Annotated in this window: 17 protein-coding genes and 1 pseudogene; 14 read left to right on the forward strand and 4 right to left on the reverse strand. The window is 58.8% G+C overall.

Annotated features, from left to right (window positions below; all coding sequences use genetic code 11):
• Positions 1-3 precede the first annotated feature (3 nt).
• The 6 genes from odhB to PL597_RS12640 all read left to right on the forward strand — a co-directional run bounded on the left by odhB (position 4) and on the right by PL597_RS12640 (position 5,041).
• The gene (odhB, locus tag PL597_RS12615; protein ID WP_191217231.1) at positions 4-1,230 is read left to right on the forward strand and encodes a 2-oxoglutarate dehydrogenase complex dihydrolipoyllysine-residue succinyltransferase; all 1,227 of its coding nucleotides are present in this window, start codon (positions 4-6) and stop codon (positions 1,228-1,230) included.
• 70 nt (positions 1,231-1,300) lie between these two features.
• Positions 1,301-1,714: an MAPEG family protein gene (locus PL597_RS12620; RefSeq protein WP_080811657.1), complete on the forward strand. Its 414-nt coding sequence runs from the start codon at positions 1,301-1,303 to the stop codon at positions 1,712-1,714.
• A gap of 11 nt (positions 1,715-1,725) precedes the next feature.
• Complete coding sequence (locus tag PL597_RS12625; RefSeq protein WP_271365282.1) at positions 1,726-2,370, forward strand: LysE family translocator; 645 nt, start codon at positions 1,726-1,728, stop codon at positions 2,368-2,370.
• 66 nt (positions 2,371-2,436) lie between these two features.
• Positions 2,437-3,843, forward strand: coding sequence for a dihydrolipoyl dehydrogenase (lpdA, locus tag PL597_RS12630; RefSeq protein ID WP_137412267.1), 1,407 nt, complete (start codon positions 2,437-2,439; stop codon positions 3,841-3,843).
• Positions 3,844-3,972: 129 nt separating this feature from the next.
• Positions 3,973-4,473: a cytochrome b gene (locus tag PL597_RS12635; RefSeq protein ID WP_271365283.1), complete on the forward strand. Its 501-nt coding sequence runs from the start codon at positions 3,973-3,975 to the stop codon at positions 4,471-4,473.
• Between the two features lie 79 nt (positions 4,474-4,552).
• A complete protein-coding gene (locus PL597_RS12640) occupies positions 4,553-5,041 on the forward strand; it encodes a DUF2867 domain-containing protein (RefSeq protein ID WP_149147118.1) in 489 nt (162 codons plus the stop codon).
• Here the strand turns inward: PL597_RS12640 and PL597_RS12645 are convergent.
• Both PL597_RS12645 and PL597_RS12650 read right to left on the reverse strand, forming a co-directional pair.
• Positions 5,025-6,118 (reverse strand): annotated as a pseudogene (locus PL597_RS12645) (TraB/GumN family protein). The gene PL597_RS12640 and the pseudogene PL597_RS12645 sit on opposite strands and share 17 nt — an antisense overlap.
• An 80-nt stretch (positions 6,119-6,198) precedes the next feature.
• Positions 6,199-7,146: a tyrosine recombinase XerC gene (locus tag PL597_RS12650; RefSeq protein WP_271365284.1), complete on the reverse strand. Its 948-nt coding sequence runs from the start codon at positions 7,144-7,146 to the stop codon at positions 6,199-6,201.
• A gap of 121 nt (positions 7,147-7,267) precedes the next feature.
• Here PL597_RS12650 and PL597_RS12655 point away from each other — a divergent pair, with 121 nt between their 5' ends.
• The 8 genes from PL597_RS12655 to fdhD all read left to right on the forward strand — a co-directional run bounded on the left by PL597_RS12655 (position 7,268) and on the right by fdhD (position 16,388).
• Entirely contained in the window at positions 7,268-9,484 is a 2,217-nt protein-coding gene (locus tag PL597_RS12655; protein WP_137412262.1) for a primosomal protein N', read from the forward strand.
• A gap of 80 nt (positions 9,485-9,564) precedes the next feature.
• Complete coding sequence (locus PL597_RS12660; RefSeq protein WP_137412261.1) at positions 9,565-9,951, forward strand: AGROH133_08824 family phage infection protein; 387 nt, start codon at positions 9,565-9,567, stop codon at positions 9,949-9,951.
• A gap of 261 nt (positions 9,952-10,212) precedes the next feature.
• Positions 10,213-10,779 carry a F0F1 ATP synthase subunit delta gene (locus tag PL597_RS12665; protein ID WP_269826526.1) on the forward strand — a complete coding sequence of 189 codons (567 nt, stop codon included), beginning with the start codon at positions 10,213-10,215 and terminating at the stop codon, positions 10,777-10,779.
• On the forward strand, positions 10,779-12,308 hold the full coding sequence (atpA, locus tag PL597_RS12670; RefSeq protein WP_271365286.1) for a F0F1 ATP synthase subunit alpha: 1,530 nt from the start codon (positions 10,779-10,781) through the stop codon (positions 12,306-12,308). The genes PL597_RS12665 and atpA overlap by 1 nt, the downstream gene beginning before the upstream one ends.
• A gap of 31 nt (positions 12,309-12,339) precedes the next feature.
• The gene (locus tag PL597_RS12675; protein ID WP_077985522.1) at positions 12,340-13,218 is read left to right on the forward strand and encodes a F0F1 ATP synthase subunit gamma; all 879 of its coding nucleotides are present in this window, start codon (positions 12,340-12,342) and stop codon (positions 13,216-13,218) included.
• A gap of 23 nt (positions 13,219-13,241) precedes the next feature.
• Entirely contained in the window at positions 13,242-14,696 is a 1,455-nt protein-coding gene (gene atpD / locus PL597_RS12680) for a F0F1 ATP synthase subunit beta (RefSeq protein ID WP_271365287.1), read from the forward strand.
• 129 nt (positions 14,697-14,825) lie between these two features.
• Complete coding sequence (locus tag PL597_RS12685; RefSeq protein ID WP_003492358.1) at positions 14,826-15,236, forward strand: F0F1 ATP synthase subunit epsilon; 411 nt, start codon at positions 14,826-14,828, stop codon at positions 15,234-15,236.
• A gap of 345 nt (positions 15,237-15,581) precedes the next feature.
• Positions 15,582-16,388, forward strand: coding sequence for a formate dehydrogenase accessory sulfurtransferase FdhD (fdhD, locus tag PL597_RS12690; protein ID WP_077985523.1), 807 nt, complete (start codon positions 15,582-15,584; stop codon positions 16,386-16,388).
• Positions 16,389-16,434: 46 nt separating this feature from the next.
• On the opposite strand, the gene PL597_RS12695 is transcribed toward fdhD, so the two are convergent.
• Positions 16,435-18,210 (reverse strand): methyl-accepting chemotaxis protein, encoded by a 1,776-nt coding sequence (locus PL597_RS12695; RefSeq protein ID WP_077985524.1) that lies wholly within the window; start codon positions 18,208-18,210, stop codon positions 16,435-16,437.
• A gap of 331 nt (positions 18,211-18,541) precedes the next feature.
• Positions 18,542-19,018 carry a chemotaxis protein CheW gene (locus PL597_RS12700; protein WP_271365288.1) on the reverse strand — a complete coding sequence of 159 codons (477 nt, stop codon included), beginning with the start codon at positions 19,016-19,018 and terminating at the stop codon, positions 18,542-18,544.
• Between the last annotated feature and the right edge of the window lie 202 nt (positions 19,019-19,220).

Genomic DNA, 19,220 nt, shown 5'->3' on the forward strand with positions numbered 1-19,220 from the left:
ATCATGGCCACTGAAATCCGCGTACCAACCCTCGGCGAATCCGTCAGCGAAGCGACCGTCGGCACCTGGTTCAAGAAGGTCGGCGACACCGTCAAGGCCGACGAACCGCTCGTAGAACTGGAAACCGACAAGGTTACCGTCGAAGTTCCGGCACCCGCCTCCGGCGTGCTGACCGAAATCGTTGCGCAGAACGGCGAGACCGTCGGTCTCGACGCGCTTCTCGGCCAGATCGCCGAAGGTGCTGCCGGCGCTGCAACCTCGGCACCGGCTGCCGAACCGGCAAAGCCTGCCGCCGCCGCTGCTCCGGCTCCCGCTGCTTCTGCCGCCAGCGCTATGCCGCCGGCACCTGCCGCTGGCAAGCTGCTGGCTGAAAACAACCTGTCTGCCGATCAGGTCGATGGTTCCGGCAAGCGCGGCCAGGTTCTGAAGGGTGACGTTCTCGCCGCCGTCGCCAAGGGCGTTTCCGCACCTGCCGCCGCTCCGGCTCCGGTTGCTGCTGCTCCCCGTCCGGTTTCCGCCGAGCAGGATCAGGTTCGCGAAGAGCGCGTGAAGATGACCCGCCTGCGTCAGACGATCGCCAAGCGTCTCAAGGATGCGCAGAACACCGCCGCCATGCTGACCACCTATAACGAGGTGGACATGAGCGCCGTCATGGACCTGCGCAACCGTTACAAGGACGTGTTCGAGAAGAAGCATGGCGTCAAGCTCGGCTTCATGGGCTTCTTCACCAAGGCCGTGACCCACGCGCTGAAGGAACTGCCCGCCGTCAACGCTGAAATCGACGGTACGGACATCATCTACAAGAACTATTGTCACGTCGGCATGGCTGTCGGCACCGATAAGGGTCTTGTCGTTCCGGTTATCCGCGATGCCGACCAGCTCTCCATCGCCGGCGTTGAAAAGGAACTCGGTCGCCTCGCCAAGGCAGCGCGCGACGGTTCGCTCGGCATGGCCGACATGCAGGGCGGCACCTTCACGATCACCAATGGCGGTGTCTACGGTTCGCTGATGTCCTCGCCGATCCTCAATGCACCGCAGTCGGGCATCCTCGGCATGCACAAGATCCAGGAGCGTCCGGTCGCCATCGGCGGTCAGGTCGTCATCCGTCCGATGATGTATCTCGCGCTCTCCTACGATCACCGTATCGTTGACGGCAAGGAAGCCGTGACCTTCCTCGTTCGCGTCAAGGAAAGCCTCGAAGATCCGGAACGTCTGGTTCTCGATCTCTGATCGCTCTTGCTTTTCGTTTCAGCGGGGCTTCAAGTGAAACCCCGCTGAAAGACCACCCGGGAGAGCAGACGTGCAGCCGACATTTCTTGCCGCTTCGCCTTTTTTACCGCTTATCGGTCTAAGCGTTCTTCTTCTCGTCGTGCATGTCCTGTTGCAGGGGATGACGGCGACCAGAGAATTGGGGCGTGAATGGAATGCCGGTCCGAGAGACGGTGAGCAGAAGCCACAGGGTAAGCTCTCCGGTCGCGCTTCGCGCGCATCGGCGAATTTCCGGGAGACCTATCCGGCTTTTCTGGCACTGGCTTTCGGCGTTATCATGGCGGGTGACCCGGCCGGACTTGCGCTTATCGGTGCGTGGTTGTGGTTGATCTGCCGCATCATCTATATTCCGCTCTATCTGGCAGGTGTGCCCTATATCCGGTCTTTCGTCTGGTTGGGTTCAATGCTTGGACTTGCGCTGATGTTTGTCGTGTTGATGTTCTGAGGCCTGATGTGATGCACCAATATCTTATCGAACTTGCATCGCTGATGGCGATCTTCGCTTTCGCAATCGTATCGCCGGGCGCCGATCTTGCAATGGTCATGCGCCAGGCAATGGTTCACGGACGCAGGCAGGCCATCATCACCAGCTTTGGCGTCGGAACATCGCTGATGTTCCATGTCACCTATACGATCCTCGGACTTGGTCTCATCATTTCCCAGTCGATCTATCTCTTCAACATAGTCAAATGGCTGGGCGTCGCCTATCTGATCTATATCGGCATCAAGGCGCTGCGCGCCGGCAAGACAGAATTGCCGACCGCTGAAGGCGAGGGCGGCGTTCGAGCAAAAAGCATGCAGACCGGGCTGAAGGCCTTCACACTTGGTTTTGCCGCAAACGCACTCAACCCAAAGCCGGTGTTTTTCTTCCTGTCGATCTTTTCGACGGTGGTTCATGCGCATACGCCGGTTACCATCAAATTCGGATACGGGCTCGTCATGGCAAGCTGCCTTATCCTGTGGTTCGTCGGCGTCAGCCTGTTCATGACAACGCCGCGCATGCGCGCCGCGTTTCAGCGCGCCAGCCAATGGATCGACCGCACCAGCGGTGTTGTCTTCATCGCTCTTGGTATAAAACTCGCAACGGAAAAAGCGGCCTGAGTTTCAGGTCAAATGGAAGCTGGGCAATGATCCGATATCTTGTCCCAATAAAGCAGGAACCAGAACATGGCATATGATGTAGTTGTAATCGGTACGGGTCCCGGCGGTTATGTTTGCGCGGTCAAGGCGGCACAGCTTGGTCTTAAGGTCGCAGTGATCGAAAAGCGCGCGACCTATGGCGGCACCTGCCTCAATGTCGGCTGCATCCCCTCCAAGGCGTTGCTGCACGCGTCCGAAACCTTCGCGCATGTCGCCCATGGTGTCGATACGCTCGGTATCGAAGTTGCCGCGCCGAAGCTGAACCTTGAAAAGATGATGGGCCACAAGGACGGCGTGGTGAAGGCCAATGTCGACGGCGTGTCCTTCCTGTTCAAGAAGAACAAGATCGATGCCTTCCAGGGCATGGGCAAGGTGGTTTCCGCCGGCAAGGTTTCCGTCACCAACGAGAAGGGTGAGAGCCAAGAAATCGAAGCCAAGAACATCGTCATCGCCACCGGTTCCGACGTTGCCGGCATTCCGGGCGTTCAGGTCGATATCGATGAAACCGTCATCGTGTCCTCCACCGGTGCAATCGCCCTTTCCAAGGTTCCGGAAAAGCTGATCGTCGTTGGTGGTGGCGTCATCGGCCTCGAGCTTGGTTCGGTCTGGTCGCGTCTTGGCGCGAAGGTCACCGTCGTTGAATATCTCGACACTATTCTCGGCGGCATGGACAGCGAAGTCTCCAAGCAGGCTCAGCGTCTGCTCGCCAAACAGGGTCTCGATTTCAAGCTCGGTGCCAAGGTGACGGCCGTTGAAAAGACCTCTGCCGGTGCCAAGGTCGTATTCGAGCCGGTCAAGGGCGGCGCTGCTGAAACGCTGGAAGCTGATGTCGTCCTGATTTCCACCGGCCGCAAGCCCTATACCGAAGGTCTCGGCCTCGCGGAAGCCGGCGTCGTACTGGACAGTCGCGGTCGTGTCGAAATCGACGGCCACTTCAAGACCAATGTCGATGGCATCTATGCAATCGGTGACGTGGTGAAAGGCCCGATGCTGGCACACAAGGCGGAAGATGAGGGCGTTGCTCTTGCGGAAATTCTCGCCGGCCAGCACGGCCATGTGAATTATGACGTCATTCCGGCCGTGGTCTATACGCAGCCGGAAGTCGCTTCCGTCGGCAAGACCGAAGAAGAACTGAAGGCCGCTGGCGTCGCCTACAAGGTCGGCAAGTTCCCCTTCACCGCCAATGGCCGCGCCCGCGCCATGCAGGTGACGGATGGCTTCGTGAAGATCCTTGCCGACAAGGAAACCGACCGGGTTCTCGGCGGCCATATCGTTGGTTTCGGCGCTGGTGAGATGATCCATGAGATCACAGTGCTGATGGAATTCGGCGGTTCTTCGGAAGATCTCGGCCGCACCTGCCATGCGCATCCGACCATGTCGGAAGCCGTGAAGGAAGCGGCGCTGGCGACCTTCTTCAAGCCGATCCACATGTGATCGGTTTTTGGAGCCCGTTGCTCCATCATTAAATTTCAGTCATCTGCCAAACCCCGGCTTGCCATGCAGGCCGGGGTTTTCCATACTGCGCGCCGCAGCCTGTCTAACCTTTTGATAAAAGGCAATAAAATGGCGTTTCGTAGTCAAGTTTCCTTCACTATGCCGCAGCGTATCATTCATTGGTTGATGGCGCTTCTGATCTTCTTCAACCTGTTGTTTCCCGATGGCATGGAGCACGCCTACCGGCTGATGCGGCGGGGTGAGACGTTGACACCGGATCAGATTTCTTCGGCCAATATTCATGCCTATGTCGGCTTTGCCATTCTGTTGCTTGCGGTACTGCGTCTCTGTCTTCGCTTTTTCCAAGGCGTGCCGCCGCATCCGGCTGAAGAACCGCGTGTGTCGCAGATTGCCGCCAAGGTGGCTCATTTCACCTTCTATGTCCTGTTCTTCATTCTGCCGCTTTCCGGCATCGCTGCTTATTACTTCGGTATCGCAACGGCAGGAGAGTTGCATTCCGGTCCCTTCAAGGCTGTGATGTGGGTGCTGATTGCCGGCCATGTCGCCGCCGTTCTGGTTCACCAGCTCTACTGGCGTACCAATATTCTCAAGCGCATGACACACGGTTGAGCGGCGGTTTGTCACGTTTTCGGTTCGCCGTAAAAAGACGATGGTGGCCCTTGCCGCAACGGGCGGCTGGGGGACAGAGATGCGAAACAGCGAAGACATATTGCCGGGCGCCGATTGGTGTGATCGCTTTCAGGGCGAGATGATGAGGACGGGCATAACGTCGCTCGATGTGAGCAGGCTGCTTCTAGATCATCCTCCGCCGTGGATCCGCAGCCTAATGGCGCTTCGAAACCGCGTGGTAGCGCTTTTCGGATTGAGAATGGTAGAAATTGCGGCTGGCACATCGGCAGGCGGTTTTCCCGTCCTATCATCCACGCCACAGCGGACTGTGCTCGGCTTCGACGACCGCCATCTCGATTTCCGGATCGTCGTCGATCTCGAAGAGAAAGAAAACCGCCAGCTGGTGAGTGTCACCACCATCGTCAGGCGCAAGAACCTGTTCGGGCGGCTTTATCTTCTTGTCGTGGGACCGTTTCACCGCCGCATCGTGCCGGCGACGATGCGGCCGTTCTGCGCCAATGTCCGGCCCGTCAGCATCGGGAATGAGCCGGTCAATCGACCCGCGTGAGGGTGAAGCCTTCCGCGCGCAGCAATTCGACAAGACCTTCCTCGCCCGGCAGATGCAGTGCGCCAACGGCCATGAAAACATTGCCCCTGGCAAGTTCTGGTGTGGCCCGCTCCGCCATGACATGGTTGCGGTCGGTGATGATGCGCTGTTCGAAGGCGGCGTAGCCCTGTTCGCTTTCGGCCGCTGCCTTTTTGGGGTCCAGGCTTTTCAGCATGGGCATGGTCATGCCTATATCGCCGGCGACGTATAGATCGGTCATGGTTGTCATGATGTCATCCATCCGATCGCGCAGTTCGAGCGTTTCGATCAGCGCCTGAAGATGAAACTCCATCGGCAGCTCGGACATGGCCGTCAGCTGTTCCACCATGGTCTCCAGTCCGACAAGGTGTTTTCCGTCCGCAATGGCGTCTTCCGCCAGCTTCTTGTCGAGAAAGGAAAGGCCAGTGGCCTTACGGGCGAATTCACAGGCGGGAAGGGCGACGAAGCTCGAAAGCATCCACGGCTTCATGCGTGAAACGGCGTTCAACGGAATGCCGCGTTCCTTGAGGCCCTTTTCCAGACGCGTGACATTTTCCGGTGAGAGGATATCGGTGATCGATTTGCCATCCAGAAACATGGTGAGTTCAGGCTTGCTCAGCAGCGAGGCGGCGACCTTCTTGTCACGATTTCGTCCGATTCCACGATCACCGTCGCGGCTTTTTCGAAGGCCGGGCTGGCAGCGGTTGGCATTTCCAGAACACGCGGATCGGTGACATGCATGGTGCCGAGAAGATAGGACGTGGGCGTTCCGGCCTTTTCGATGCGCCAGAAATTGCCCTTGCCGTTCGGGATAGCGGTCGCTTCCTGTTCGATCTTTGCGAAGGCTTGTGGATCGGTCTTGCGCATTTCCACGAGAATGTCGCTGCCGGTGCAGGCGATCTGCTGCTGCGCAGCCCCCGCTTCACTGAGCGACAGCAGGGTCATGAGCAGGATGGCGACGGCGGTGACATGCAGGGCGGCCAGCAGCCAGAGCAGGGCGTCGCCGGTCTTACCCATCAGGGTGGCGGTGAGATTTTCGGGTTTTATCAGGCTGTGCATCGGTCCAATCCGGTTCTTGTCTGTTTATAGAACGGCGGTTTGGACGTCTGGTTAATGTTTACGGTTAACCGATTCCTGCTTCAGGCGCGCGGGTGGGCGTTATCGTAGATTTCCAGCAGTCGTGCGGTATCGACGCCGGTATAGACCTGTGTTGTGGAGAGGCTCGCATGGCCGAGCAGTTCCTGAATGGTGCGCAAGTCCCCGCCGCCCGCCAGAAGATGGGTGGCGAAGGAATGGCGCAGCGCATGCGGGGTGGCGTTTTCCGGCAAGCCGAAAGCGCCGCGCAGCTTTTGCATTTCCCGCTGGATGATCGCCGGCTGCAGTTTGCCGCCGCGGGCGCCGAGGAACATCGGTTCATCCACGGCCAGAGCATAGGGGCACAGCGTCCTGTAGGTATCGACCGCTTCCGTGACCACTGCGAGGAGCGGCACGATCCGCGTCTTGTTGCCTTTGCCGGTGATGCGCAGGCTGCGGGTGCCGGGCGGGAAATCGGCTGGGGTAAGACCCAATGCCTCGGAAATGCGCAGACCGCAGCCATAAAGCAGCGAAAGGACCGCGGCATTGCGGGCGGCGATCCAGGGTTCTTCATTTAACTGTGCCTCGGCCGTGGTGATCTTCAGCGCCTGGCGGTCGGTCAGTGGTTTCGGCAGGGATTTCGGCTGTTTCGGCGCACGCATGGCGGTGGCGCCGGCCGCGTTGACGAGTCCCTTTTTCTGTAGGTGGTGCAGCAACGAGCGCAGGCCGGCCAGATGCCGGCCGAGCGAACGGGCGCCGGTACCTTCCTTGCGCCGGTTGGCCAGAAAGGCGCGCAGATCGACAGGGCGCAGATCGGCTATATCCGTGACCGCAGCGGGTTTGCCGATATAGCCGGTGAGAAAGGTCAGGAACTGGCGCGTGTCGCGCTCATAGGCCTCGACGGTGTTGTCGGAAAGGCGGCGTTCGCCGGCAAGGGCGGCGAGCCAGGACTGGCGTTCATTCAGGAGATCGGGTTCGGCAAATGTCAGGATTTCGGTCACGCGGCGCTCCATTCCATGCCCCGAAACTATGCGCTTATGGTCAGCATTTGGTTAAGAGGTGGACTTTGCAAGGCGCGCCCACTACATCCGGGCGGTTTCCTTTTTCCTGTCGTCGGGGCATGGTCGCCACATCATGGCAAAAGATTCGTCCGATCTGTTTGGGGCTCTGTTCGACCCGCCGTCGCCCACGCGCACGGTGCCCGTTCTCGTGCCCATGCCAGCGCCCGGGCCATACAGCTACTCTGTGCCTGAGGATATGGTGGTGGAGACGGGTTCCGTCGTGCAGGTGCCGCTCGGTCCCCGGCAGGTCTTCGGCGTGGTCTGGGACGATGCGGGTGAGAAGGGCGTCGATCCGAAGAAGCTGCGGCCCATCACCAAGAGTTTCGAGTGCCCGCCGCTGAAGGCGGAAATGCGCCGCTTCGTGGACTGGGTTGCCGCCTATACGCTGTCTCCGCCCGGCCTCGTGGCGCGCATGGCGCTGCGCGCCCCTGCCGCCTTCGATCCCGAACCGATGATCGAGGGGCTGCGGCTGACGGAGGGTCGGCCGGAGCGCCTCACCCCCGCCCGTGAGCGGGTGATGGAACTGGCGGCGGAAGGGCATGGCTGGACGAAGAGCGGGCTTGCCCATGCCGCCGGCGTCTCAACCAGCGTCATCGATGGTCTCGTCAAGCAGGGCGTGTTCGAGACGGTGTTTCTGCCCGCGCCGCCTGTGGTGGCTGAACCCGATCCTGATTATGTCGAGCCGCGCCTGGAGGGCCCACAGAAACAGGCCGCCTCGGAGATACTGGAAGATGTGCGCAAGGGCGGTTTTCATGTCTCGCTGATCGACGGTGTGACGGGGTCAGGCAAAACCGAGGTTTATTTCGAGGCGGTGGCTGAAACGTTGAGGCAAGGCAAGCAGGTTCTTATCCTGCTGCCGGAAATCGCCCTGACGGCTGCGTTTTTGGAGCGTTTTCAGGATCGCTTCGGTGCGAAACCGGCGGAATGGCATTCGGATCTGTCGCCCCGCATGCGCGAAAAGGTCTGGCGGCAGGCGGTGACGGGTGAGGTGAAGGTGGTGGCCGGGGCGCGCTCGGCGCTTTTCCTGCCCTTCGACAATCTCGGTCTCATCATTGTCGATGAAGAGCACGACCCCGCTTACAAGCAGGAAGATCGTGTCTTCTATAATGCCCGCGACATGGCGGTGGTAAGGGCGCGGATCGCGGAATTCCCGGTAGTGTTGGTGTCTGCCACACCGTCGGTCGAAAGCCAGGTTAATGGTAGTTCCGGGCGTTATAACACCATTCACCTGCATACACGTTTCGGCGATGCAGCGATGCCGGACCTGCATCTTGTCGATATGCGCCGCCACCCGCCCGAGCGGGGAGGGTTTCTCTCACCCGTCCTGCTGCGCGGCATCGGCAAGACCATCGAAAAGGGCGAGCAGGCGCTGCTCTTCCTCAATCGCCGCGGTTATGCGCCGCTCACGCTCTGCCGCGTCTGCGGTCACCGTTTCCAGTGCCCGCAATGTTCCAGCTGGCTGGTGGAGCACCGGTTTCGCAATCAATTGCAGTGCCATCAGTGCGGCCATAATGAGCCAACGCCCGATCATTGCCCGGAATGCGGCACCTTCGATCATCTGGTGGCCTGCGGCCCCGGCGTGGAGCGCATTGCCGAGGAGGTGGAGAAACATTTCCCTGAGGCCCGCACCATCGTGCTCTCCTCCGATCTCATGGGCGTCAAGCGGTTGCGGCTGGAGCTGGAGGCGATTGTTAAAGGGGAGGCGGATATCGTGATCGGCACGCAGCTGGTCGCCAAGGGACATAATTTTCCGCTGATGACGCTTGTCGGCATTGTCGATGCCGATCTCGGCCTTGCCAATGGCGATCCGCGCGCGGCGGAGCGAACCTTCCAGCTGCTTTCACAGGTGACGGGACGCGCCGGGCGAACCGGTTTGAAGAGCCATGGCTTGCTGCAAACGTATCAGCCGCAGCATCCGGTCATGCAGGCCATCGTTTCGGGTGATGCTTCGGCTTTCTATGAAAGAGAGATCGTGGAGCGGGAAAAGGCTGTCCTGCCCCCCTTCGGACGCCTTGCCTCCATCATCGTTTCCGCCGATACGCGTGCAGAGGCCGAAACCCATGCACGGGGTTTAAGGGCGGCCGCGCCGCAAGTTACGGGCATCATGCTGCTCGGCCCGGCGGAAGCGCCGCTGGCTCTCATCCGCGGACGCCACCGTTTCCGCCTCCTCGTGCACGGGCGTCGCAATTCCGACATGCAGTCTTTTCTGCGAACGCTTCTGGCCAATGGCCCGAAAGAGCGCGGCAGCGTGCATGTGCAGCTCGATATCGACCCGCAAAGTTTCCTTTGAAACTCGCCGACGGGGCGTTTTCCCGTTGTCATGACCGTGTCATAACGCAGCAGGCAATCAAAGATGATTTGGGGAACGAGATGGAGTTTTATTTTCCCGCCGAGTTCGGCGAGCAGCTGGCCTTCGGAGCGGCAGTAGTTTCGGCCATGATGGGCCTTTTTTTTATGTTTGCACCGGGTATTACGCTGCGTGCCTTCGGGCTGCAGCCAGCGGGTGAGCGCCGCGATGGTTATACGCTCGCGCGCTCGTCGCTTGCCGGGTTCTATCTCGGTCTCGGCGCCGCCGCCCTGCTTCTCGCGCAGCCCATGGTCTATCTCGCCTTTGGTGCGGCTTTCGGCCTCAGTGTCTTTGGCGGCATTCTCTCCATACTCTCCGATGGCGGCGCAACCATGCGGAATTTCATACTTCTGGTTGTGCACTTTCTGCTCGCTGCGCTGTCGTTGAGCTACGTCTTCGGGCTGGTCTGAGGCGGGCTTTTTGGCTTTTGTGCCGCAGATGCGCCGCATCCTGAGCGAAATCGGAAAATTTAAACGCATTCCCCCTTGCCCAAACGGCGCTTTCCGCTATTACGCGTGTTGCGAGTCCCGGCGTCCTATGCTAGACGGACCGCGAAATTGGGAAAAGGCAGGGGGGAATTCCGGTCTTTTTCGGGGAAATTGAAACGATTTCAAGAATTTGATGCGGTGGAGCCCCATCGCTGATGGTCTTGGACGATTAGCAGGGAAAAAGTGCCCGTGGCAGACACCTCCCATGGAACATCCGGTGTAGCGGAAAGGTATGCGTCGTCGCTTTTCGAGCTTGCTTTGGAAGCGGGTGCGGTCGAAGCGGTTCAGGCCGAGCTGGACAAGTTCGGCGCACTTCTCGACGAAAGCGACGATTTGAAGCGTCTGGTTGCGAGCCCGGTGTTTTCCGCCGAGGATCAGTTCAAGGCAATCACCGCTATCTGCGAAAAGGCCGGTATCTCCGGTCTCGCTCTGAATTTCCTCAAGGTTGTTGCGAATAATCGCCGTCTCTTCGCTGTTCCCGGCATGATCCGCGCCTACCGCACCATCGCTGCCGCCCATCGCGGCGAAATCACCGCCGAGGTCACCTCGGCACATGCGCTCGACGAGGCGCAGGAAACTGAACTGAAAGCGGCGCTGAAGAGCGTTACCGGCAAGGATGTGACGATTTCCGTTACCGTCGACCCGTCGATCCTCGGTGGTCTGATCGTCAAGGTCGGCTCCCGCCAGATCGATACGTCTCTTCGCACCAAACTTTCCACCCTTAAGCTTGCACTGAAAGAGGTTGGCTGATGGATATCCGCGCCGCGGAAATTTCCGCAATTCTGAAAGATCAAATCAAAAATTTCGGCAATGAGGCGGAAGTCTCGGAAGTCGGCCAGGTGCTTTCCGTCGGTGACGGTATTGCTCGCGTTTACGGTCTCGACAATGTTCAGGCCGGCGAAATGGTCGAGTTTCCGGGCGGCATCCGCGGCATGGCGCTCAACCTCGAAGTCGACAATGTCGGCGTGGTTATCTTCGGTTCCGACCGTGACATCAAGGAAGGCGACACCGTAAAGCGGACTGGCGCTATCGTTGACGTTCCCGTCGGTCCGGAACTGCTCGGCCGCGTCGTTGACGCGCTCGGTAATCCGATCGACGGTAAGGGCCCGATCAATGCCGCCAAGCGTTCGCGCGTTGACGTCAAGGCTCCCGGCATAATTCCGCGCAAGTCGGTTCATGAGCCGATGTCGACCGGCCTCAAGGCCATCGACGCGCTCATCCCGGTTGGTCGCGGCCAGCGCGAGCTCGTCATCGGCGACCGCCAGACCGGCAAGACCGCCATCATTCTCGACACGATCCTGAACCAGAAGGCCATTCACGACAATGGCCCTGACGGCGACAAGCTTTATTGCGTCTACGTCGCTATCGGTCAGAAGCGTTCGACCGTTGCCCAGTTCGTCAAGGTTCTGGAAGAGCGCGGCGCGCTGCAGTACTCGATCATCGTCGCCGCCACGGCTTCCGATCCGGCTCCGATGCAGTATCTGGCACCGTTTGCCGGTTGCGCCATGGGCGAGTACTTCCGTGACAACGGCAAGCATGCTCTCATCGGTTACGACGACCTTTCCAAGCAGGCTGTTGCTTACCGTCAGATGTCGCTGTTGCTGCGCCGTCCTCCGGGCCGCGAAGCTTATCCGGGCGACGTTTTCTACCTCCACTCCCGTCTTCTCGAGCGCGCTGCGAAGCTCTCCGACGAAATGGGCGCTGGCTCGCTGACGGCTTTGCCGGTCATCGAAACCCAGGGTAACGACGTTTCGGCGTTCATTCCGACCAACGTGATCTCGATCACCGACGGCCAGATCTTCCTTGAAACCGACCTGTTCTATCAGGGTATCCGCCCGGCCGTTAACGTCGGTCTGTCGGTTTCGCGCGTTGGCTCTGCCGCCCAGATCAAGGCGATGAAGCAGGTTGCCGGTTCGATCAAGGGTGAACTCGCCCAGTATCGCGAAATGGCAGCCTTCGCCCAGTTCGGTTCGGACCTCGATGCTTCGACGCAGCGCCTGCTGAACCGCGGTGCACGCCTGACCGAACTTCTGAAGCAGCCGCAGTTCTCGCCGCTCAAGACGGAAGAACAGGTTGCGGTGATCTTCGCCGGCGTCAACGGTTACCTTGACAAGGTTGCAGTCGCGCAGGTCGGCAAGTTCGAGCAGGGTCTGCTCTCCTACCTCCGGTCGGAAGGCAAGGCGATCCTCGACACCATCCGCACGGAAAAGGCTATCAGCGACGATACCAAGGGCAAGCTCAAGGGCGCTCTTGATAACTTCGCCAAGTCTTTCTCTTAAATCAGGGCTCTTTTACTCGGACGGATAACGGATGCCTTCACTAAAGGATCTGAAAAACCGCATTGCCTCCGTAAAGGCGACGCAGAAGATTACCAAGGCGATGAAAATGGTCGCCGCGGCGAAGCTTCGGCGCGCCCAGGAAGCTGCGGAGGCCGCCCGGCCTTATTCTCAGCGCATGAGCGCCGTTCTTGCCAACATCGCGAATGCGGTCGAGGCGGACGTTGCTCCGGCGCTGATGACCGGCACCGGCAAGGACGATGTGCATCTGCTCGTCGTCTGCACGGCTGAGCGTGGTCTTTGCGGCGGTTTCAACTCGCAAATCGCCCGTTTTGCCCGCGATCACGCCCGCAAGCTGATTTCGGAAGGCAAGACGGTCAAGATCATCACGGTTGGCAAAAAGGGGTACGACGCCCTGCGTCGCGAATTTGCAGCCAACGTCATCGAGCGCATCGAACTGCGCGACGTGAAGAAGGTCGGTTTTGAAAATGCCGACCAGATCGCCAAGAAGGTGATCTCGCTCTTCAACGCCGGTGAGTTCGACGTCTGCACGCTGATCTATTCGGAATTCAAGTCCGTCATCAGCCAGATCCCGACCGGCCTGCAGCTCATTCCCGCCGCAACGCCTGTTGTGGAAGAGGATGCCGCGACGCAGAGCGCCGTCTATGAATATGAGCCGGATGCGGCTTCTATTCTGGAAGACCTTATTCCGCGCAACATTTCGGTTCAGGTTTTCCGGGCTCTGCTCGAAAACGTTGCCGGTGAAATGGGCGCCAAGATGAGCGCGATGGATAACGCAACGCGCAATGCCGGTGAGATGATCAACAAGCTGACGCTTTCCTACAACCGTCAGCGTCAGGCTCAGATCACCAAGGAACTCATTGAAATCATTTCGGGCGCGGAAGCGCTCTGAGGTAAGGAAAGAGGGTAAGGATAATGGCTAAGGCAGCTACCCCCAAGAAAACCGCAGCGGTGAACGGCGCGGGCAAGGTTACCCAGGTTATCGGCGCTGTTGTCGACGTGGCGTTCGAAGGCGAACTGCCTCCGATCCTGAACGCGCTCGAAACCGAGAACAACGGCAACCGCCTGGTTCTCGAAGTCGCGCAGCACCTCGGTGAAAACGTCGTTCGCACGATTGCCATGGACTCGACCGAAGGTCTGGTTCGCGGTCAGCCCGTAAGCAACACGGGTGCGCCGATCGAGGTTCCGGTTGGTCCGGAAACGCTCGGCCGCATCATGAACGTCATCGGCGAACCGGTTGACGAAGCCGGTCCGATCAATACGGCTAAGAAGCGCGCCATCCACCAGGACGCACCGTCTTACGTCGAGCAGTCGACCGAAGCACAGATCCTCGTCACCGGCATCAAGGTGGTCGATCTTCTGGCTCCGTACGCCAAGGGCGGTAAGATCGGCCTGTTCGGCGGCGCCGGCGTTGGCAAGACCGTTCTCATCATGGAACTTATCAACAACGTTGCTAAGGCACACGGCGGTTACTCCGTATTCGCCGGCGTTGGTGAGCGTACCCGTGAAGGTAACGACCTCTACCACGAAATGATTGAGTCCAACGTCAACAAGCTTGGCGGCGGCGAAGGTTCCAAGGCAGCTCTCGTTTACGGCCAGATGAACGAACCGCCGGGCGCCCGCGCTCGCGTCGCTCTGACCGGTCTGACGATCGCTGAGAACTTCCGTGATGAAGGTCAGGACGTTCTGTTCTTCGTGGACAACATCTTCCGCTTCACGCAGGCTGGTTCGGAAGTGTCGGCTCTTCTCGGCCGTATTCCTTCGGCCGTTGGTTATCAGCCGACGCTCGCAACCGACATGGGTCAGATGCAGGAACGCATCACCACCACGACCAAGGGTTCGATCACCTCGGTTCAGGCTATTTACGTCCCCGCCGACGACTTGACCGACCCGGCTCCGGCCACCTCGTTCGCCCACCTGGACGCAACGACGGTTCTGTCTCGTTCGATCGCTGAAAAGGGCATCTACCCGGCTGTTGACCCGCTTGACTCCACCTCGCGCATGCTGGACCCAATGATCGTCGGCGAAGAGCACTATGAAGTGGCCCGTAAGGTTCAGTCGACCCTGCAGCGCTACAAGTCTCTTCAGGACATCATCGCCATCCTCGGCATGGATGAACTGTCGGAAGAAGACAAGCTGACGGTTGCCCGCGCCCGCAAGATCGAGCGCTTCCTGTCGCAGCCGTTCTTCGTGGCTGAAGTCTTCACCGGTTCTCCGGGCAAGCTGGTTGCTCTCGAAGACACGATCAAGGGCTTCAAGGGCCTCGTCAACGGCGAATACGACAATCTGCCGGAAGCTGCCTTCTACATGGTCGGTTCGATGGAAGAAGCCATCGAAAAGGCAAAGAAGCTGGCTGGCGAAGCTGCATAATAATGAATTGGCGGGCGCGTGGTTTAACCGCGCGCCTTCCAGCCAATGACGGCGAAACCGGAACGGCTTTGCCTTTGTTGTAACAGACAAGTCTGCGACGCCCGCGTAATTGAAAAGAAGTGAATAGCCATGGCTGACAGTTTCAAATTCGATCTCGTTTCCCCGGAGCGTCTGCTCGTTTCCGAAACGGTTACGGAAGTCGTCATTCCGGCTACGCTGGGTGAAATGACGGTTCTGGCCAATCACGCGCCAACGATGACCACGATCAAGCCGGGTCTGGTGACTGTGAAGTTTGCCTCTGGCGAAACGCACAAATACGTCGTCTTCGGTGGTTTTGCCGATATTCTGCCGACCGGCTGCACGCTTCTCGCCGAATCGGCCGTTTCGGCCGATGATATGTCTCCCGACACGCTGCAGAAGCGTATCGATGCGGCCAAGGCCGAAATCGAAGAGGGTAATCATCACCACGAGCATTTGACCAAGCTTGAAAAGCATCTTTACGAACTGACGAACCTGCATGAGGTTCTCGTCGCTGCTTGAAAGCACCGGGCGGGTTCGAAAGAATGACTGCCCACAAAAAACCCAAAGCAGAAAGCGGCCGTTTCGGTCGCTTTTTTGTTTTGGCCTGTGTCCTCACCATACCAGGCAAAGCATGGCTGGCCTCGCATAGAAAACGTCAGTTGGCCTGCTCAGAGCTTCGGCATGGCGTTGGCGGGATCGCATCAGTGCCGAAAATGGATAAGGCAGGGTAGCGCCTTCAACGGGTGCATCCGGGAAATCGATTCCGATTTTCCGGGCTTTCGGTTAGATGTGATACCGGGAAGAAATGCTGCTTTGGTATCTTGAGCGAGACGAGGCGGATTTTCGTCATGGAGGAGTGATCGCGTGTCGGCAAAGGCAAGTTACCGAAGGGTTGCAAGAACCGCTTTGCGCGAAGGTGCCATAGTGGAGGGCGAAAGGGCGGTGCCTGAGGAGGTGCCGGTTGCCTTTTCCTATGGCGGCAGCACCCATGCCGTGATGATGGCCAGCCCGGCCGACCTTGTCGATTTCGCGGTCGGTTTCAGTCTTACGGAAGGCATCATATCCACAAGGGCGGAAATCCGTTCCATCGAGGTGATCGAGGCGGGGCAGGGCTTCGATGTTCAGGTGGATTTGCAGGATGCCAATGCGGATGCGTTGAGGGCAAGAAGGCGGCATATGGCAGGCCCTGTCGGCTGCGGTCTTTGTGGTATCGAATCCATAGAGCAAGCGGTTCGTGTGGTACCGGAATTGAGCGACGTGGACGTCTCCGTTGACGGTGATGACATCGTCGCCGCGGTGAAAGCGCTGAATGAAGCGCAAAACCTCAATCGCGAAACGAGAGCAGTTCACGGCGCGGGTTTCTACAATCCTAAAAAAGGGCTGCTTGCTGTCCGCGAAGATGTCGGCCGCCACAATGCGCTCGACAAGCTCGCAGGTGCGGTCGTTAATGCGGACCAATCGCCCGATAGGGGTATTGTGGTGGTCACCAGCCGACTGTCGGTGGAAATGGTCCAGAAGACAGCCATCCTTGGCAGCCCGATTCTCGCGGCGATCTCCGCGCCCACTGCGCTTGCCATTGAAACGGCGCAGAGTTCGGGTATCACACTTGTGGCGCTGGTGCGGGGTGAAGATTTTGAAATCTTCACCCGGGCGGATCGTATCATTCTATAAAGATTGAGGCCGCCGTTTCCCGGCGGCCCTTGGCTTCAGAGCGGGCCTAGAATTCCGCCCATTCGGCGGCTGCGTTTCCGTGAGACCTTGGCGCGGCGGCGTATCGCGGCTGCGGTGTCGGGAGCCGGGTGACAGGGGCGGGCTTTTTGTCGGCCGGGCGGGCGGTTAGTGCCGATGCCTCATGCGATATTCTGAACTGCCGCAGCAGTTCGTGCAGGATTTCCGCCTCATTTGCGAGTCCATGGCTGGCGGCAGTGGTTTCCTCCACCATGGCGGCGTTCTTCTGGGTAGCCTGATCCATGATGTTGACGGCCTGATTGATTTCCCTGAGACCGCTTGACTGTTCGCGGGAAGCTTCAACGATGGCCGAGACATTGGTGTCGATCTCGCTCATTTGGGACTGGATATCCCTGAGCGCGCCGCCGGTTCTGCCCACCAGGTCAACGCCATTGGCGACCTGTTCGCGTGACGTGTTGATAAGAGACTTGATTTCCTTGGCCGCAACGGCGGATCGCTGCGCGAGTTCGCGGACCTCCTGCGCCACGACGGCGAAGCCTTTGCCCGCTTCGCCCGCCCGGGCGGCTTCAACGCCTGCATTCAGAGCCAGAAGATTGGTCTGGAAAGCGATGTCGTCGATGACGCCGATGATGTTGGTGATTTCGCCCGAGGAACGCGAAATCGCGTCCATGGCAGAAATTGCCTGCTGGACGATTTCTCCGGAATGTTCGGCATGTTCTCTCGTCCGCAACACCAGCTTTCCGGCCTCGCCGGCGCGCTGGCTGGCATCGGTAACGGTGGTGGTGATTTCTTCCAGCGCGGCCGCCGTCTCTTCGAGTGAAGCGGCCTGCTGTTCCGTGCGCTGCGAAAGCTGATCGGCGGCGATGCGGATTTCCCCGGAGCCTGAGGCGATTGTCGAAGCATTATGGGCGATGGTCTGCATGGTGGCCTGCAGCTTGGCGACGACTTCGTTGAAATCCGCGCGCAGCTTTTCCATGCTGGGTACGAAGCTGCTGTCGAGGCGTTGCACAAGATCGCCTTCGGCCAGCGCCCGCAGAGCATCTGCAAGCACACTAATGGCGCTCATGCGCGGCGTGACATCGGTGGCGAATTTCACCACTTTCACCACCTTACCGGCTTCGTCCATCACCGGATTATAGGCAGCCTGTATCCATATTTCCTTGCCGTTCTTTCCATAGCGGACAAATTCATCCGAGATGAACTCCCCTGCTGCCAGCCGCTGCCAGAAATTACCGTAGGCGGGTGAGGCGGCATAGTCCGGATCGCAGAACATGCGGTGGTGCCTGCCCTCGATTTCCTTGAGGTCATAATTCACCGTTGCGCAGAAATTCGGGTTTGCGGTGATGATGGTGCCATCCGGAAAAAACTCGATTGTGGCCTGCGAACGGGAGAGCGCCTCCAGTTTGCCCGCGTCGTCCACGGCCCTGATCTTCTTGGCGGTGATGTCGGTGGCGATCTTCACGACCTTATAGGGTTTGCCCGAACGGAAAACCGGGTTGTAAGAGGCCTCGATCCAGATAACCGATCCGTCCTTGCGGACACGGCGATATTCCTTTGCCTGGAACTCGCCACGGGCGAGAGAGTCCCAGAATTCCTGATAAGCCCGCGACCCGGCAAGCTCGCTGTCGCAGAAGATGCGATGATGCTTGCCGACGATCTCGGTGAGATCATAACCCAGCGCCGCGCAGAAGTTTTTATTCGCGGTGAGGATGTTACCCTTGAGATCAAATTCTATGACCGCCTGCGATCTGGATATCGCGTCGAGCATATTTCTGTTATCTGCGCTTTTCCCTAACCCCAGCATTATACGTCCCCCAAAATCGGTCCACAACGCGGCGTGGCGCACAGGACATGCGGTCCACATCGAATCATGTTGAACAATGAACAGGTTTTGCCGCCGAAGGCAGCAAGGCAGGCACTTCCGTCTTTCCGCCTCGGTCAGGTATCGGGTTCGCCTTATATGCGTAATGGCGCGACACTGATCTAGGGTCCGTAATATTAGACATCCATAATATTAAAATGTTCTTATTTGATGAAACGAGGTAAAGAAGAAAAACAAAACCGCCGGGCGGGTGCTCCGGCGGCCTGGATTTATAGATAGTCTTCGTGCGGCGAGGCCAGACGAAAAAGCCTTATTAGGCCGCGAGATCGTCCGCTTCTGTTCCCTTGAACATTTTCGCAAGATTGAGGAAGCAGATCATGCCGTGTTCGTTGGCGATGATGCCTTCCGAATAGGACTTGTCGAAAGAGGCCGAGATCTCCGGAACCGGCTGAACCTGATTTGCCGGGATCGTCAAAATGTCGGAAACGCGGTCGACGAGCATGCCGATGACCATGTTGTGCACTTCCGCCACCACAATCGCGCTTCTTTCATTGGCGACGGTGCTCTTCATACCGAGCTTGTGAGCCAGATCGATGATCGGAATGACAGACCCGCGCAGGTTCATGACGCCGATGACGTCTTTCGGCGCATGGGGAATGGGCGTGGAAGGAGCCCAGCCGCGAATTTCGCGTATGGTCGTCGTCTTCACGCAGAATTCCTGATCATGCAGGCGGAATGCGATGATCTCGAGCGTCTCACCGCCAAAATTGGTAGAGTTAATCATTGCCATCAGAATTCTTCCCAATGCTCGCTGTGGAGGCCGGCGCAAGTGCACCGACACTTGCATATGCGGATTCGGCGTTCTGCCTGGTGCCTGAACAGCCGGAAACAATATTTCCGTCTTCAATGGAAGATTCGTAGCATGAGATGGTTTCGCAAACCTAAATGCGAAGCGACCCTGGAATATTTTGCGCATTGTCCGGGCGTCAAAT

The sequence above is a fragment of the Agrobacterium sp. ST15.13.013 genome (assembly GCF_027956525.1).
GTDB lineage: Bacteria > Pseudomonadota > Alphaproteobacteria > Rhizobiales > Rhizobiaceae > Agrobacterium > Agrobacterium salinitolerans.